Source organism: Rhodoferax sp. PAMC 29310, assembly GCF_017948265.1.
Taxonomy (GTDB): Bacteria; Pseudomonadota; Gammaproteobacteria; order Burkholderiales; family Burkholderiaceae_C; genus Rhodoferax.
Window position 1 is genome coordinate 2,574,081 of sequence record NZ_CP072852.1, and the last position, 13,921, is coordinate 2,588,001.

Here is a 13,921-nt window from a genome sequence, read left to right on the forward strand (position 1 = left end):
TCATCAGCCCGCCGCCGGAATGGCGGCAGCGCTTGAGAAATCGATGAAAGCGGCTCGGGAAGCCCATCATAATCAAACCTGCACGCGGCCATGCCGTGCCCAGAGGGCAAAAAGGGCTGCTGGCCCGCCCCATCCCCTGCGTCAAAGTTGTGACGCTCTGGGCTTACATGGTTTCCGCGAACAACTCCCGGCCAATCAGCATGCGGCGAATCTCGCTGGTGCCAGCGCCAATTTCGTACAGCTTGGCGTCGCGCCACAGGCGGCCCAGCGGGTACTCGTTGATGTACCCATTGCCGCCAAAAATCTGCACGCCCTCGCCTGCCATCCAGGTGGCTTTCTCGGCCGTCCACAAAATGACGCTGGCGCAGTCTTTGCGCACCTGGCGCACATGCTCGGTGCCCAGCAGGTCAAGGTTTTTGGCCACGGTGTAGGCAAACGAACGCCCGGCCTGAAGCACCGTGTACATGTCAGCGACCTTGCCCTGTATCAACTGGAATTCACCAATGCTCTGGCCAAACTGCTTGCGGTCATGGATGTAAGGCAGCACGTTGTCCATGACGGATTGCATGATGCCCAGCGGCCCGCCGGTGAGCACCGCGCGCTCGTAGTCCAGCCCGCTCATCAGCACCTTGGCGCCGCTGTTGAGGTTGCCCAAAATTTGCGAGACGGGCACTTCCACGTTGTTGAACACCAGCTCGCCGGTGTGGGAGCCGCGCATGCCCAGCTTGTCGAGCTTTTGGGCCACGGAGAAGCCCTTCATGTCCTTTTCGATCAGAAAGGCGGTGACGCCGCGTGCACCCAGCTCGGGCTCGGTCTTGGCGTACACCACCAGGGTGTCGGCGTCGGGGCCGTTGGTGATCCACATCTTGTTGCCGTTGAGCAGGTAGTAGCCGCCCTTGTCTTCGGCCTTGAGCTTCATGCTGATGACGTCAGAGCCGGCACCGGGCTCGCTCATGGCCAGCGCACCCACATGCTCGCCGCTGATGAGTTTGGGCAGATACTTGGCGCGCTGCTCGGGTGTGCCATTGCGGTTGATCTGGTTCACGCACAAGTTGCTGTGCGCGCCGTAAGACAGACCCACCGAGGCGCTGGCGCGGGAGATTTCTTCCATGGCAATCATGTGCGCCAGGTAGCCCATGTTGGCGCCGCCAAACTCTTCACCCACCGTGATGCCGAGCACGCCAAGGTCGCCCATCTTGCGCCAGAGGTCCATGGGGAACTGGTCGTTTTTGTCGATCTCGGCGGCCCGAGGGGCGATCTCGGCTTGCGCAAAGTCGCGAACGGCGTCGCGCAAGGCGTCAATGTCTTCGCCGAGTTGGAAGTTCAGTCCGGGCATGTTGTTCATGGGGATCTCCTTGTATTTTTGGGTTCAGAAAGTTTTGGGGACGGGCATCAACGTTTGCTGCATCACAGCGCAGACGCTCTCTTTGCCTTCAGGACTGAGGTGAATCACCTCGGCCGTGGTCACGATGACGCGTCGGCCCGCCTTGACGACCTGGCCGGTGGCGCGCAACTCGCCGCCCTGAAAGGCGGCCATAAAGTTGATTTTGAATTCGACGCTGGTCACTTCCATGCCTTCTGGCGCCTGGGTGAGCCCGGCGTAACCGCCGGCAATGTCGGCCAACGCGCCAATGGCGCCACCGTGAAAGCCAAGCTGTTGCTGGGTGACCTTGTCGGAGTACGGCAGCGCCACCTCGCACAGGCCCGGCTCCACGCGAACCAGGCGGGCGCCCAGGTGCGTCATCAAGCCCTGGCGCGCAAAACTGGCCGCCACCCGTTCCCACAGAGCGTTACCCGCGCTCATGGGGTGGCCACCGCCGACTTGGCGCTCTCCGCCTTTTTCTGGGCCTTGACGAGCAGCGCACGGGCTTCGCGCTGGTGCACTTTGAGCTCATCCATATTGGCTTGCAGGTCGGTCATTTGGGCCTCCAACTGCTTTTGGTGGTCGGCCAGCACTTCCAAGAATTTTTCCAACTGCGGCCCGGTGTCGCGCGGGCTGTCGTACATGTCGATGATGTCTTTGGCCTCGGTCAAACTCAGTCCCAGGCGTTTGGCCCGCAGGGTCAGCTTGAGGCGGGTACGATCACGACCGCTGTAGATGCGACTGCGCCCGCCGGGGCCGCTGCGTTCAGGTTGCAGCAGACCCATGTCTTCATAGAAACGCATGGCCCGCGTGGTCAGGTCGAACTCTTTCGCCAAATCGCTGATGCTGTAAGTGATTGCCATAAAGTGGGTTGCCCTGAGTGACTGCGGCTTGAGAAGTCTCCGCCTAAAATGTCTATTTTGATTGACGTTTACGTAAACGTCAATTATCAGTCAAAACCGGGGATGCCTTTGAACCACCACGCCGACACCCTTGAGAAAGCCTTGCACTACCCGTTGGGCGACACCCTGCCCTCACCCGGCGGCACGGTCACCGTGGCGCCGGGCGTGAAATGGCTGCGCATGACGCTGCCTTTTGCCCTGAACCACATCAACCTGTGGCTGCTGCGCGATGAGATTGATGGCGTGGCCGGCTGGAGCATTGTGGATTGCTGCATCAGCGCGGACGAGGCCAAGGCTCAGTGGGAACAGGTGTTTGCCAACGAGCTGGAAGGTTTGCCTATTCTGCGCGTCATCGTGACCCATATGCACCCGGACCACATTGGCTTGGCGCACTGGCTGTGCGAGCGCTGGAACGTGCGCCTGTGGATCAGCGCCACCGACTACACCATGGCGCGCATTGGCAGCCAGGGGCCCACCGGCTTTTGCGGTGCGGCGGCAGCGGACTTTTTTGCCTCCCACGGGCTAACCGACCCGGACTCGGTCGCCAAAATCAAGGCGCGCGGCAACTACTACCCCACACTGGTGCCTGCCGTGCCCGCGCAATACCGGCGCATGCAGGACGGCGACACTCTGGCCATTGGCGGGCGCGAATGGCGCTGCATCAGCGGTTTTGGCCACGCGCCTGAGCACATCGCGCTGTACTGCGACGAACTCAAGGTGCTGATTGGGGGCGACATGATGCTGCCGCGCATTTCCACCAATGTGAGCGTGTACGACCAGGAGCCCGAGGCCAACTCGCTCAAGCTGTTTCTGGCGTCAATTGACAAGTTCAAGGCGCTGGACGCCCAGACGCTGACGCTGCCGTCCCACGGCAAGCCTTTCACCGGCTTGTATGCCCGCATTGAGCAGCTGCACGAGCACCACCGCGACCGTCTGGCCGAGGTGCTGGTGGCCTGCACGGCCACACCCAGCAGCGCGGCCGACATGCTGCCGGTGCTTTTCAAGCGCACACTGGACCTGCACCAGACCACTTTTGCGATGGGGGAATCGATTGCCCACCTGCATGCCCTGTGGTTTGACGGGCAGTTGCAACGCAGGTTGGGGGATGACGGTATTTACCGTTTTGGCGCCCTGCCCGGTTGAGCACGGGGCGGGCGTTGAAGATGGCGCCGGTCGCACCACGTCCTCCTCACTGGTGCCCTGTTCGCCGGGGATGTTCGCCCCGGCACCGACATGGCCTTGACTGTATCGCCCTCAGATGACGGTTTGAAGACACCCGATGGCCACTTGGGCCATCACGCCCCGCGTGGTGCAGGTTCGGCTTTGAGTAGGCGACGGCGCTGGTCGTAGTCCGGCATCACCGAGGCCACGGTGGCCCAGAAGCGCGGGCTGTGGTCCATGACGCGCAAATGGCTCAGTTCATGCACCACCACATAGTCAATCACGCTGATATCGAAGTGAATGAGCCGCCAGTTCAGGCGAATGGAGCCATCGCTCTTGGCACTGCCCCAGCGGGTCGCGGCGTTGCTCAAGGCCAGTTTGCCCCACTGCACCTGCAACTGGGGCGCAAAGTGATTCAAACGCTCTACAAACAGGGCGCGGGCGTGGCGCATGAGCCAAAGCTGCACTGCTGCCTGCACCTGCTCGGCCGTGGCGGACAGAGGCAAGGGAATCACCAGTTGTTGAGACGGCACGGCGTCAACATCGGCCGACGACACAGATTGCAACTCTGAGCCGGCGCGCAGACGTCGCTCCGGGTCCAGCACCAAGGCCACCGACGCACCCAGCAGCGGCAACTTGGCCCCGCGGCGCCACTCCATGCGCTGGGACTGGACTTGAGCATGGCGGGCACGGGTTTCATCGAGCTTGCGAACAATCCAGGTCGATTTCTCCTGCAGCGCGGCCTCAACTTGGGCCAGCGTCACCCACTTGGGCGCCCGCACGACCAGCCCCTCTGCACTCACTGAGAAACCAATGGTGCGCCGCTGTCCTCGCTTGAACTCATAACCAACCCGCTGTCCGCCCAGGCGGGTCTCGCGGTTGGCGCGGGGGTGAGTGAACTGAATGACCTCAACCAGGGGAGCGGGCTTTGGGGCCACAACCACCGAGGGCTCGACGGCCTTATCGACTACGAAATTGATAGCACTTTGCGCAGAACGGACGGGCGCCAGCGGCTGATTGGAATCAAACAAATCGAGCGTGAACCGAAGCAGCGGGTGCATGAGCAAAACCTAGGCGACCGGGGTGTAAGCCTCGGGGTCAATGCGGCGCATTTCGGCTTCAATCCAGGCCTCGACTTCGCGCATCAACTCTTTGGGCTCGCGCCCGACACTGTGAATCACCGGGCCAATCGACACATGAACCACGCCGGGGTGTTTCACAAAACCCTCGCGCGGCCAGCATTTGCCGGTGGACACCGCAATCGGAATCACCGGTGCGCCCACCTCTACCGCCAAGCGGGTGCCGGCGGTTTGGTAGGTGCCACTTTGGCCGCGCGCGATGCGTGTGCCTTCAGGAAACATGATGACCCAGGTGCCTTGGCCGAGCAGGCGCTTGCCCTGGGCGACCACGTGCTTCAACGCGGCAGCGCGAGACTCGCGGTCAATGTGAATCATGTCCAGCCGCGCCATGGACCAGCCAAAGAACGGAATCTTCAGCAGCTCGCGCTTGAATACAAACGCCAGCGGGTGCGTCATCAGGGTCGGCAGCAACAAGGTTTCCAGCGTGGACTGGTGCTTGGACAGCAGAATCGCTTGCGCGGCTGCACCGGCAGGCAGGTTCTCCAGTCCATTAACCTGGATCTTCACGCCCAAAATGTGGCGCGTGCCCCAGATAACCAGCCGAAACCAGTTCACGGCAAACCACCACAACGGCGTGCGCTTGACCCACAAGGACGCGACCAGCAGCGAGAGCCCCCACGGGATCACCGTGAGCAGAATCCACGCCATGTGCAAAACAGAACGAATCAATGACATATTTATTGTTTTAGGCCTCTAGCCCCCGTCGGCCCTGCATGAGCAGCTATTATTTTTAGAGCAATCAAACACCTGCGCTCAGGCGGCTTCTTCTGCCGCCTCTTTTCGGGCGATCAGAAAGTCCGCAAAGGCTGCCAGATCGGTGTGCATGATGGTGTCTTTGGGATACGACTCTGGCAGCTTGCCCATGGTCAACCCTGCGCTTTTACCAGTGAGCACCAAATGCGGCTCACATCCCAGCGCCGCACCCGCCACCAGGTCGCGAGGCGCGTCGCCCACCGCAGGTACACCCTTTAGATCCACCCCGTAGCGCTCGGCAATTTGTTCAAACAGGCCCGGCTCGGGCTTGCGGCAACGGCAGGCGTCGCCGGGCGAATGGGGGCAGTAAAACACCGCATCCACTCGGCCACCGGCGGCGGTCAGCAGACCATGCATCTTGGTGTGCATGGCGTTGAGGGTGGACACATCAAACAAACCGCGCCCCAGTCCCGACTGGTTGCTGGCGATCACCACATGCCAGCCGGCATGGTTCAACCGGGCAATGGCGTCCAGCGCGCCGGGCAGCGGCACCCACTCTTCCGGGGTCTTGACGAAATCGGCACTGTCTTGGTTGATGGTGCCGTCGCGGTCGAGAATGACGAGTTTCATGGGCGGTGTGACCTGCGTGAGGAATGTCGGTGAGGACGGATTACGCCGCCAGACGCGACAGGTCTGCCACGCGGTTCATGGCTTCGTGCAAGGTCTTGAGCAGGCCCTGGCGGTTCAGGCGCAAGTCCATTTCCTCGGCATTCACCATGACACCGTCAAAGAAGGCATCCACCGGCGCACGCAAAGCGGCCAGGGTTTGTAACGACGCGGTGTAGTCGCCGGCCTCAAACTGTGTCTTGGCACGCGGTGCCACGTCTTGCATGGCGGCGTAGAGCGCGATCTCAGCCGGCTCTTTCAACAACACCTCGCTGACGTGGGCATCCACCTCACCGGCTTTTTTCAGGATATTGCCAATGCGCTTGTTGGCAGCAGCCAGGGCGGCGGCTTCGGGCAAAGCGGCAAAGCTGCGCACCGCCTCCAGACGCTTGGCCACGTCTCCCAGACGCTGCGGGCGCAGGGCCAGCACGGCGTCCACTTCCTGCGCGCTGTAGCCCTGCTCGCGCAAGGAGCCAGCTAGGCGATCGAACATAAAGTCGATCAGCGCGGCACCTGCGTCCGTGATCTTGTCGCAAAAAGCAGGCTGGGCAGCGGCCACCAAGTCGCCCACATTGAGTTCGAGATCTTTCTCGGCCAGCATGCGAATCACGCCCAAGGCGTGACGGCGCAGCGCAAACGGGTCTTTGTCACCCGTGGGCAGGTTGCCGATGCCAAACATGCCCACCAGGGTTTCCAGCTTGTCGGCCAGGGCGACGACCAAGCCCGTCGTGTTGCGGGGCAACTCGTCGCCGGCAAAACGGGGTTTGTAATGGTCTTCAATGGCGTCGGCCACTTCCTCGCTCAGGCCATCGTGGCGGGCGTAGTAGCCGCCCATGATGCCTTGCAGCTCAGGGAATTCACCCACCATGTCGGTGAGCAAATCGGACTTGGCCAATTTGGCTGCGGTGTCGGCACTTTGCGCCAGCCCATCGCCGCCAAGTTGCTGGCCAATGGCCTTGGCGATGGCGCGCACGCGCTCCACGCGCTCGCCCTGCGTGCCCAGTTTGTTGTGATAAACCACTTTATCCAAGCCCGCCACGCGGGATTCGAGCGTTTTCTTGCGGTCTTGGTCAAAGAAGAACTTGGCATCGGCCAGGCGCGGGCGCACCACGCGCTCATTGCCGCCGATGACAAAACTGGTGTCTTCTGGCGAGATGTTGCTCACAACCAAAAATTTGTTGGTGAGCTTGCCGGCGGCGTCAACCAGCGGGAAGTATTTCTGATTGGCCTTCATGGTCAGAATCAGGCACTCCTGCGGCACGTTCAAGAACTCGGCTTCAAACGAGCAGGTCAGCACGTTGGGATGCTCGACCAGCCCGGTGACCTCGTCGAGCAAGGCCTCATCGTCAATCGGGCGCGCACCCTGGCCGACCACAGCCGCCGCAGCGGCGAGTTGGCGAACGATTTCTGCGCGTCGCTCGGCAAAACTGGCAATCACCGTGCCATCTTTCAGCAGCGTAGCTGCATACTGGTCTGCGTCCGCGATCACGACGGGCGACACCTTCGCTTCAAAACGATGGCCTTGGGTGGTGTTGCCGGCCGTCAAACCCAACACCTTCACGGGCACCACGGTGTTGCCATACAAAGCCAACAAGCTGTGCGCCGGGCGCACAAAGTTCACGCTGGTCCAGCCGGGCAACTCGCAGTCGGTCTCCAACTGGTAGCTCATGACCTTGGGAATGGGCAACAGGCGAATGGCCTCGTCCAGCGCTTTTTGCAAGCCGGTGTCCAGCGTGGCGCCGGTGACAAGGCTGTCATAAAACAAGGCCTCGGCTTTGCCGTCCGGGGCGCGCTTCAAGGCGGCCATAGTGGCCACCGGGTCGCTCACGTCAGCGCCCAGGGCTTGCAGCTTTTTCAGCAAGGCGGGACTGGCTTGGCCATCGGCGGTCAAACCGACGCTCACGGGCATCAGCTTTTGCTGCACCGCCTTGTCAGCCGCTTTGAGCCAGACATGGCTCACATGCGCGGCCAAACGGCGGGGTGAGGCGAACGAGGTGACGACCGAGTCGTCATTGGCCAAGCCCTGGGCGCGCAGCTGGTCGGCCAGCTGGCTGGCAAAGGCCTCGCCCAATTTTTTGAGCGCCTTCGGGGGCAACTCTTCAACAAACAATTCGACCAGAAGGTTTTTCGTTGTCATGTTTAGGCCACCTTCGTCGTCATCTGCTCAACCCATTCCCGCGGCGCCATGGGGAATCCCAAACGCTCACGGCTCTCGTAGTAACTCTGGGCCACAGCGCGGGCCAGATTGCGGATACGCCCCATGTAGGCGGCGCGCTCGGTCACGCTGATGGCGCCGCGGGCGTCCAGCAGGTTGAAGCTGTGCGCGCACTTGAGCACTTGCTCGTAGGCGGGCAAAGCCAGTTGCACTCCAATCAAATGCTTGGCTTGCTTCTCGTGCGCGGCAAAGGCCGTGAACAAAAAGTCGGCGTCGCTGTGCTCAAAGTTGTAGGTCGACTGCTCTTTTTCGTTTTGCAGGTACACATCGCCATAGCTCAGGGTGTCGGTCCACTTCAGGTTGTAAACGCTGTCCACGCCCTGCAAATACATGGCCAGCCGCTCCAGGCCGTAGGTGATCTCGCCGGTGATGGGCTTGCAGTCAATGCCGCCCACTTGCTGAAAGTAGGTGAACTGGGTCACCTCCATCCCGTTGAGCCAGACTTCCCAGCCCAGGCCCCAGGCGCCCAGGGTTGGGTTTTCCCAGTCGTCTTCCACAAAACGGATGTCGTTTTTCTTCAAGTCAAAGCCAAGGGCTTCGAGCGAGCCGAGGTACAGCTCCAGAATGTTGGCTGGGGCCGGCTTCAACACGACTTGGTACTGGTAATAGTGCTGCAAGCGGTTGGGGTTCTCGCCATAACGACCGTCTTTGGGGCGGCGGCTGGGCTGCACGTAGGCGGCCTTCCAGGGCTCAGGGCCCAGCGCCCGCAGAAACGTGGCGGTGTGGCTGGTGCCGGCGCCGACTTCCATGTCAATCGGCTGCAAAAGCGCGCAGCCCTGGACGTCCCAGTACGACTGCAATTTCAGAATAATTTGTTGGAAGGTCAACATGACATGTGAGGGGGCCGACGGGCGGCGCCCTGAGTTGGTGAAAACACGCGCGCGAATGGCGCGCAAGCAAATGATTTTACGGGGGTTCCAGCGCGCAAGCCTAAGCGGGCCGAATGACGACAACTTAGGGTTTTCTCAAAGCACCCCATGCAGCCACCGACAGCACGATGCCAATCAGCGCCCAATACGGCCACAAACCGAATCGCGCCACCCAAGTCGCAAACGGCGTGACGCCCTCGCGGCCCTCCACCTCGGTCACAAGCACGCCCCGCGTGTCCCGCGCCAGGGCACTGACAACGCGCCCCTGGTGGTCAACGATGGCCGTCGCACCTGTGTTGGTCGCCAGCACGAAGGGTCGCGCAAACTCCAGCGCGCGCATGCGGGCAATGTGCAAATGCTGGTCCATCGCCAGGCTGTTGCCAAACCAGGCCAGGTTGCTGACGTTGACGAATACGGTGGGAGTTTGCGCCGGATCGCTGAACTGCAGGCCCAGCTCCTCGCCAAACAGATCTTCGTAACAGATGTTGAGTGCCAAGCGCTGACCTTTCCAGTCAAACAGCGGCTGCTTCATGGCGCCCCGGTTGAAGTCGCCCAGCGGAATGCTCATCATCTCGGTGAACCACTTGAACAAGGGGGGGATGAACTCACCAAAAGGCACGAGATGCTGCTTGTCGTAACGCCAGGCCGCTTCCTGCCCGGGCAAGAAGCCGACCACCGAATTGGTGTAGCCCGCCTGGTTATTGCCCAGCGGCATGCCGATGAGCGCGGCCTGCTCGCCGGTGGCAAATCGGTTCTGTAGCGACTGCCAGTAGTCGGGGCTCAACTGTTGGGGCAAAAGGGGTATGGCGGTTTCCGGGGCGATGACCAGAGAGGTGCGACTGGCCAGAAGCTGCTCGTGGTACCACTTCAAGGCAAGCGGCACACCACTGCCCGGTTCAAACTTTTCGTCCTGCGGGATGTTGCCCTGCAACAACGTCACATCGAGGCGACCGGCGGACGTCGTCGACACCCAAGGGGCGCCGCCCACAACGGGCGCCACGAGCGCGACCCCGGCCAGTAAAGCCGCCACCCAGTTGCAGCGCAAGCGAACGGCCTGCGCCATCGTCATCACTAACCACGCCACCAACAGGCAGACTCCGTACATGCCAACCCACGGTGCATACGCAATCAGCGGGCCATCCAACTGCGCGTAGGCCACCGCGCCCCAGCCAAAGCCGGTCAGCCAAACGCCCCGTGCCAACTCGGCCAGCAACCAAAGGCTTGCAAAAATGATAGCAGCCCACGCAGATTTAACCGGGACCAGAAGCACAAAAGCACCACAAACAGCCGCATAGTAGATCGCCAGCAGCGCCGCCAACGCAATCACCGCGACCACCGACAGCACGGCTGGCAAACCGCCATAGGTGTGCAGCGCGATAAAGATCCACCAGAAAGTGCCCGCCAGCCAGGCGGTGGCAAACAACCCGCCCAACCAAGCCGCAGGTTGCAAAGCTTGGCGCGCGCCTTGTGTCAATGCGATCTGTCGCCAGCCGTCGAGCAGCCAAGCCAGCAAGCCCAATGACAACAAAGGCAGCCACCACACAGCTTGCCCATAGTGCAAACCAAGGGACTCAGAGAACGGCGCGTTGGCCAACGGCCAAGCCAGGCTGGCCGCCTGTCCGGCGCCGGCCAACAGCGCCAAAATTGCCTGCCAGAGAGGGACGAACCGTCGTTGGTCGCCCAAAGCCCCGTTAAGGGGTTTCATCAACCACGGGTGAGACTTTGAACCACTTGACGGCGCCACCCTTGGTGTGCATGACTACAAAATTCAGGCCAGCCAGGGTGAAGCGCTCGCCGCGCTTGGGCACATGGCCCATCTCATGGGCAATCAGGCCGCCAATGGTGTCGAATTCGTCTTCCGGGTCAGACCCGATGAGCTTCACCTTAAAAGCTTCGTCAACCCGTTCAATGGTGGTGTCGCCGCTGACGCGATAGGTGCGATCGGCCAGGCTGAAAATATCACCCTCGTCATCGGCGATATCGAACTCGTCTTCGATCTCGCCCACAATTTCTTCCAGCACGTCTTCAATGGTGACCAAGCCTGCCACGCGGCCAAATTCGTCAATGACCACCGCCAGGTGATTGCGGTTGCCACGAAAGTCCGTCAGCAGGTCATTGAGCCACTTGCTCTCGGGCACAAACACGGCAGGGCGCAGCATGGCCCGGATGTTGTGCTCAGGAGCTCGGTACAACTTGAGCAGGTCTTTGGCCAGCAAAATGCCAATAATATTTTCCCGGTCCCCCTCAAACACGGGAAAGCGCGAGTGGCCGGCGTCAATCACGCCGCGCAGCAAGGAGTCCATGGGCTCGCCAATGTCTACCAAGTCCATGCGGGTGGTTGGCACCATCACGTCGCCTGCCGTCATATCAGCCATGCGCAGCACGCCTTCCAACATCTGGCGCGACTCGGCGCCAATGATGTTGTTCTGCTCGGCATCAACCAGTGTTTCTATCAGCTCGTCCGTCGAGTCTGGCCCGGGGTGAATGAACTCGGCCAGTTTTTGAAGAAAAGTACGTTTATCTTCCCGATCGGGACGCGAAGGATGGGGGTCTGACACAGACAGGGGGCAGGGAATGCCGTTGTTAAAGAACTGCAAGGATAGCGGATTGCGCAGGCATTGCGCGAATCGATGCCTTGCTCAACGTGATTCAGGGTCCGTCGTGTCCCGATTTGTGGCTTGCGCTCCGGTTGGCGACGGGGTAAAAAGATCGCCCAGCGTCTTGAATTGCCATTTCAAGCGGTAGTCGGCGCGCGCCATCTGCTCTTCCAGCAACTCAGTCAGGCGCGTGTCCAGCGTGGCAGGCAACAGCCTCAAATGCGCTTCAGACTCAGCGCCATCGCGCTCGACCACCGCACCGGCCTGGCGGGCAATTTTGAGCATGACCGCGTTTTCGCTGAGCGCGTGAATGAACATGAGACTGACGCCCTCATTGCGAGCATGCATGGCGGCCCGGTCAAATAGGCGGGCACCATAACCCCGACCTCGCACCGCCGCCGACACCGACACCCCAAACTCAGCGCAAGGTTTGAGCTGACCATCAGTGGAAAACGCCAAATGCGCCATGGCAATCAATTCCAAACGCCGGTTGTAGATGCCAAAGATCTCATCCCGTTCAAAATTCAGCTTGTCGGCATAGCGTTGAATCTGCTCATCGTTGGCGTTAAAGCCAAAGCGCAAATACCGGTCATGCTGGTCCAGCGCCAGCAAGTGCTTGGCAATGCGTTCACGGTGGCTCGCCCCCAGCGTGCGAATGGGCACTCTCGCACTGGACTTGCTCGCCGTGCGGGCAGGCGCAAGAACCGGGTGTGATTGCCCCAAGGTACTGCCAGGTGCTTCCAACGACTTGGCAATGGGTAATTGTGTTTCGACCATGGTGACAATATAAGGGTATTCCCTAGGGTTGTCAGCCCAGTTACAAATATACCTACAAAGGGACCGCCGTGGTCGACTTGACCCGATCCAGCACAAAGCTTGTTTTGCAGTCTTGCACGCTAGGGTGGTTGAGAAGTGTGTTCATCACAAAGTGGGAGTAGGCGCTCATGTCGCGCACCAGTACTTTCAGAAAATAGTCCATCTCCCCGCTCAGCGCATCACACTCAACCACCTCGGGCCAAGTCTGAATGCTGGCCCGAAACAGGTCGCGAGGATTGCGCTTGTGGCTCTCCGTGTTCTTTTCCAGACGCACATTGATGTGCGCCCTCAATCCCAGGCCCACGTTTTCCGGCGTCACCAGCGCCACGTAGCGGTCAATCATCCCGCTTTCCTCCAGGCGCTTGACACGCCTCAGAACGGCGCTAGGCGAAAGGCTGACCACCTCGGCGATTTGGTCATAGGTGGCGCGACCGTTCGCCTGCAAACTGTTTAATATTTGACGATCAAGCTTATCGAGTGTTTCCATCCTTTGTATTTTGCAGGATTACTGCTTTTTGGGCAAAACAGAGGCTTGATCTTGCAGGTATTCTCCGGGGCATCACCACTAGACTGCGGCAGGCACAACCACAACCAGTAAAAAGGAGCGCGACACCATGGCCACAGAACCTGTTGTTTACGGCGCCAGCGATCGCCCGCCGCGCGGCGACTACTCCCGGGCCGGCGCGGACTACACCTGCGAGCAGGACTACGCCCAGTACACAGACACGGACCACGATACCTACCGTCGGCTCTACGAACGCCAGGAGGCGCTGCTTCCGGGATTGGCCTGTGACGAGTTCATCGCTGCCCTGCCGTCGCTGGGCGTGAAGAGTCGTATTCCTCACTTTGAAGACATCAACGAGCGTCTTCGCAAGGCGACCGGCTGGGAGATCGTCACCGTGCCCGGATTGATTCCAGAGGTGCCATTTTTCACGCTGTTGGCGAATCGCAAGTTTCCCGTCACAGATTGGATTCGTACCCCGGAGGAATTTGATTACATCGTGGAGCCGGATGTGTTTCACGATCTCTTTGGCCATGTGCCGCTGCTGTTTAACCCCGTGTTTGCCGATTTTGTGCAGCGCTATGGCCAGGGTGGCCTCAAAGCCCACGAACAGGGCGTCTGCGAACAGTTGTCCCGGCTCTATTGGTATACCATCGAATTTGGCCTGATCGCCCAGGCGGACGGCCTGCGTGCCTACGGCGCCGGCATTTTGAGCTCAAGCGGCGAGTTAACCTACGCGGTAACCAGTGCGGAGCCCCAACGCATCAAACTGGACCTGAAGCGCGTCATGCGCACCCGCTACAAGATTGACACCTACCAGCAGACCTATTTCGTCATTGACAGCATCGATGACTTGTTGAGCCAAACAGCACCGGACTTCACCCCGCTATACGACGCCATCAAGGGCAAACCCGACTTCGTCGCCAACGCATCATTGCCGTCAGACTCTATTTATATTGAATAAGGCGCATCACCCCGGGGCACGGCCCCTATAGACT

At 60.6% G+C, this 13,921-nt stretch carries 14 protein-coding genes; 2 read left to right on the forward strand and 12 right to left on the reverse strand.

Features of this window, described 5'->3' with window-relative positions:
* Positions 1-163: 163 nt before the first annotated feature.
* From J8G15_RS11810 to J8G15_RS11820, 3 genes are read right to left on the reverse strand one after another with little or no spacing between them, the layout of a single operon-like run.
* Positions 164-1,345 (reverse strand): isovaleryl-CoA dehydrogenase, encoded by a 1,182-nt coding sequence (locus J8G15_RS11810; protein ID WP_210542209.1) that lies wholly within the window; start codon positions 1,343-1,345, stop codon positions 164-166.
* Positions 1,346-1,369: 24 nt separating this feature from the next.
* Complete coding sequence (locus tag J8G15_RS11815) at positions 1,370-1,804, reverse strand: PaaI family thioesterase (RefSeq protein ID WP_210542210.1); 435 nt, start codon at positions 1,802-1,804, stop codon at positions 1,370-1,372.
* Positions 1,801-2,226 carry a MerR family DNA-binding transcriptional regulator gene (locus J8G15_RS11820; RefSeq protein ID WP_210542211.1) on the reverse strand — a complete coding sequence of 142 codons (426 nt, stop codon included), beginning with the start codon at positions 2,224-2,226 and terminating at the stop codon, positions 1,801-1,803. The genes J8G15_RS11815 and J8G15_RS11820 overlap by 4 nt, the downstream gene beginning before the upstream one ends.
* 102 nt (positions 2,227-2,328) lie before the next feature.
* Between J8G15_RS11820 and J8G15_RS11825 the strand changes: the two genes are divergently transcribed.
* Positions 2,329-3,408, forward strand: coding sequence for an MBL fold metallo-hydrolase (locus J8G15_RS11825; protein ID WP_240538257.1), 1,080 nt, complete (start codon positions 2,329-2,331; stop codon positions 3,406-3,408).
* A 152-nt stretch (positions 3,409-3,560) separates the two neighbouring features.
* Here the strand turns inward: J8G15_RS11825 and J8G15_RS11830 are convergent, their stop codons facing one another.
* The 9 genes from J8G15_RS11830 to J8G15_RS11870 all read right to left on the reverse strand — a co-directional run bounded on the left by J8G15_RS11830 (position 3,561) and on the right by J8G15_RS11870 (position 12,908).
* Positions 3,561-4,487: a M48 family metallopeptidase gene (locus J8G15_RS11830; protein ID WP_210542215.1), complete on the reverse strand. Its 927-nt coding sequence runs from the start codon at positions 4,485-4,487 to the stop codon at positions 3,561-3,563.
* A gap of 9 nt (positions 4,488-4,496) precedes the next feature.
* Complete coding sequence (locus tag J8G15_RS11835) at positions 4,497-5,240, reverse strand: 1-acyl-sn-glycerol-3-phosphate acyltransferase (RefSeq protein WP_210542217.1); 744 nt, start codon at positions 5,238-5,240, stop codon at positions 4,497-4,499.
* Positions 5,241-5,318: 78 nt separating this feature from the next.
* Complete coding sequence (gmhB, locus tag J8G15_RS11840; RefSeq protein ID WP_210542219.1) at positions 5,319-5,888, reverse strand: D-glycero-beta-D-manno-heptose 1,7-bisphosphate 7-phosphatase; 570 nt, start codon at positions 5,886-5,888, stop codon at positions 5,319-5,321.
* A 40-nt stretch (positions 5,889-5,928) separates the two neighbouring features.
* Positions 5,929-8,061 carry a glycine--tRNA ligase subunit beta gene (gene glyS, locus J8G15_RS11845; protein ID WP_210542221.1) on the reverse strand — a complete coding sequence of 711 codons (2,133 nt, stop codon included), beginning with the start codon at positions 8,059-8,061 and terminating at the stop codon, positions 5,929-5,931.
* Positions 8,062-8,063: 2 nt separating this feature from the next.
* Entirely contained in the window at positions 8,064-8,969 is a 906-nt protein-coding gene (glyQ, locus tag J8G15_RS11850) for a glycine--tRNA ligase subunit alpha (protein ID WP_210542223.1), read from the reverse strand.
* Between the two features lie 124 nt (positions 8,970-9,093).
* A complete protein-coding gene (lnt, locus tag J8G15_RS11855; protein WP_210542224.1) occupies positions 9,094-10,713 on the reverse strand; it encodes an apolipoprotein N-acyltransferase in 1,620 nt (539 codons plus the stop codon).
* Positions 10,700-11,566, reverse strand: a complete 867-nt coding sequence (locus tag J8G15_RS11860; protein WP_210547565.1) for an HlyC/CorC family transporter — start codon at positions 11,564-11,566, stop codon at positions 10,700-10,702. The genes lnt and J8G15_RS11860 overlap by 14 nt, the downstream gene beginning before the upstream one ends.
* An 81-nt stretch (positions 11,567-11,647) precedes the next feature.
* A complete protein-coding gene (locus J8G15_RS11865) occupies positions 11,648-12,382 on the reverse strand; it encodes a GNAT family N-acetyltransferase (RefSeq protein WP_210542226.1) in 735 nt (244 codons plus the stop codon).
* A gap of 52 nt (positions 12,383-12,434) precedes the next feature.
* Positions 12,435-12,908 carry an Lrp/AsnC family transcriptional regulator gene (locus tag J8G15_RS11870; protein WP_210542228.1) on the reverse strand — a complete coding sequence of 158 codons (474 nt, stop codon included), beginning with the start codon at positions 12,906-12,908 and terminating at the stop codon, positions 12,435-12,437.
* A 127-nt stretch (positions 12,909-13,035) separates the two neighbouring features.
* Here J8G15_RS11870 and phhA point away from each other — a divergent pair, with 127 nt between their 5' ends.
* Positions 13,036-13,887 (forward strand): phenylalanine 4-monooxygenase, encoded by an 852-nt coding sequence (phhA, locus tag J8G15_RS11875; RefSeq protein ID WP_210542230.1) that lies wholly within the window; start codon positions 13,036-13,038, stop codon positions 13,885-13,887.
* Positions 13,888-13,921 lie beyond the last annotated feature (34 nt).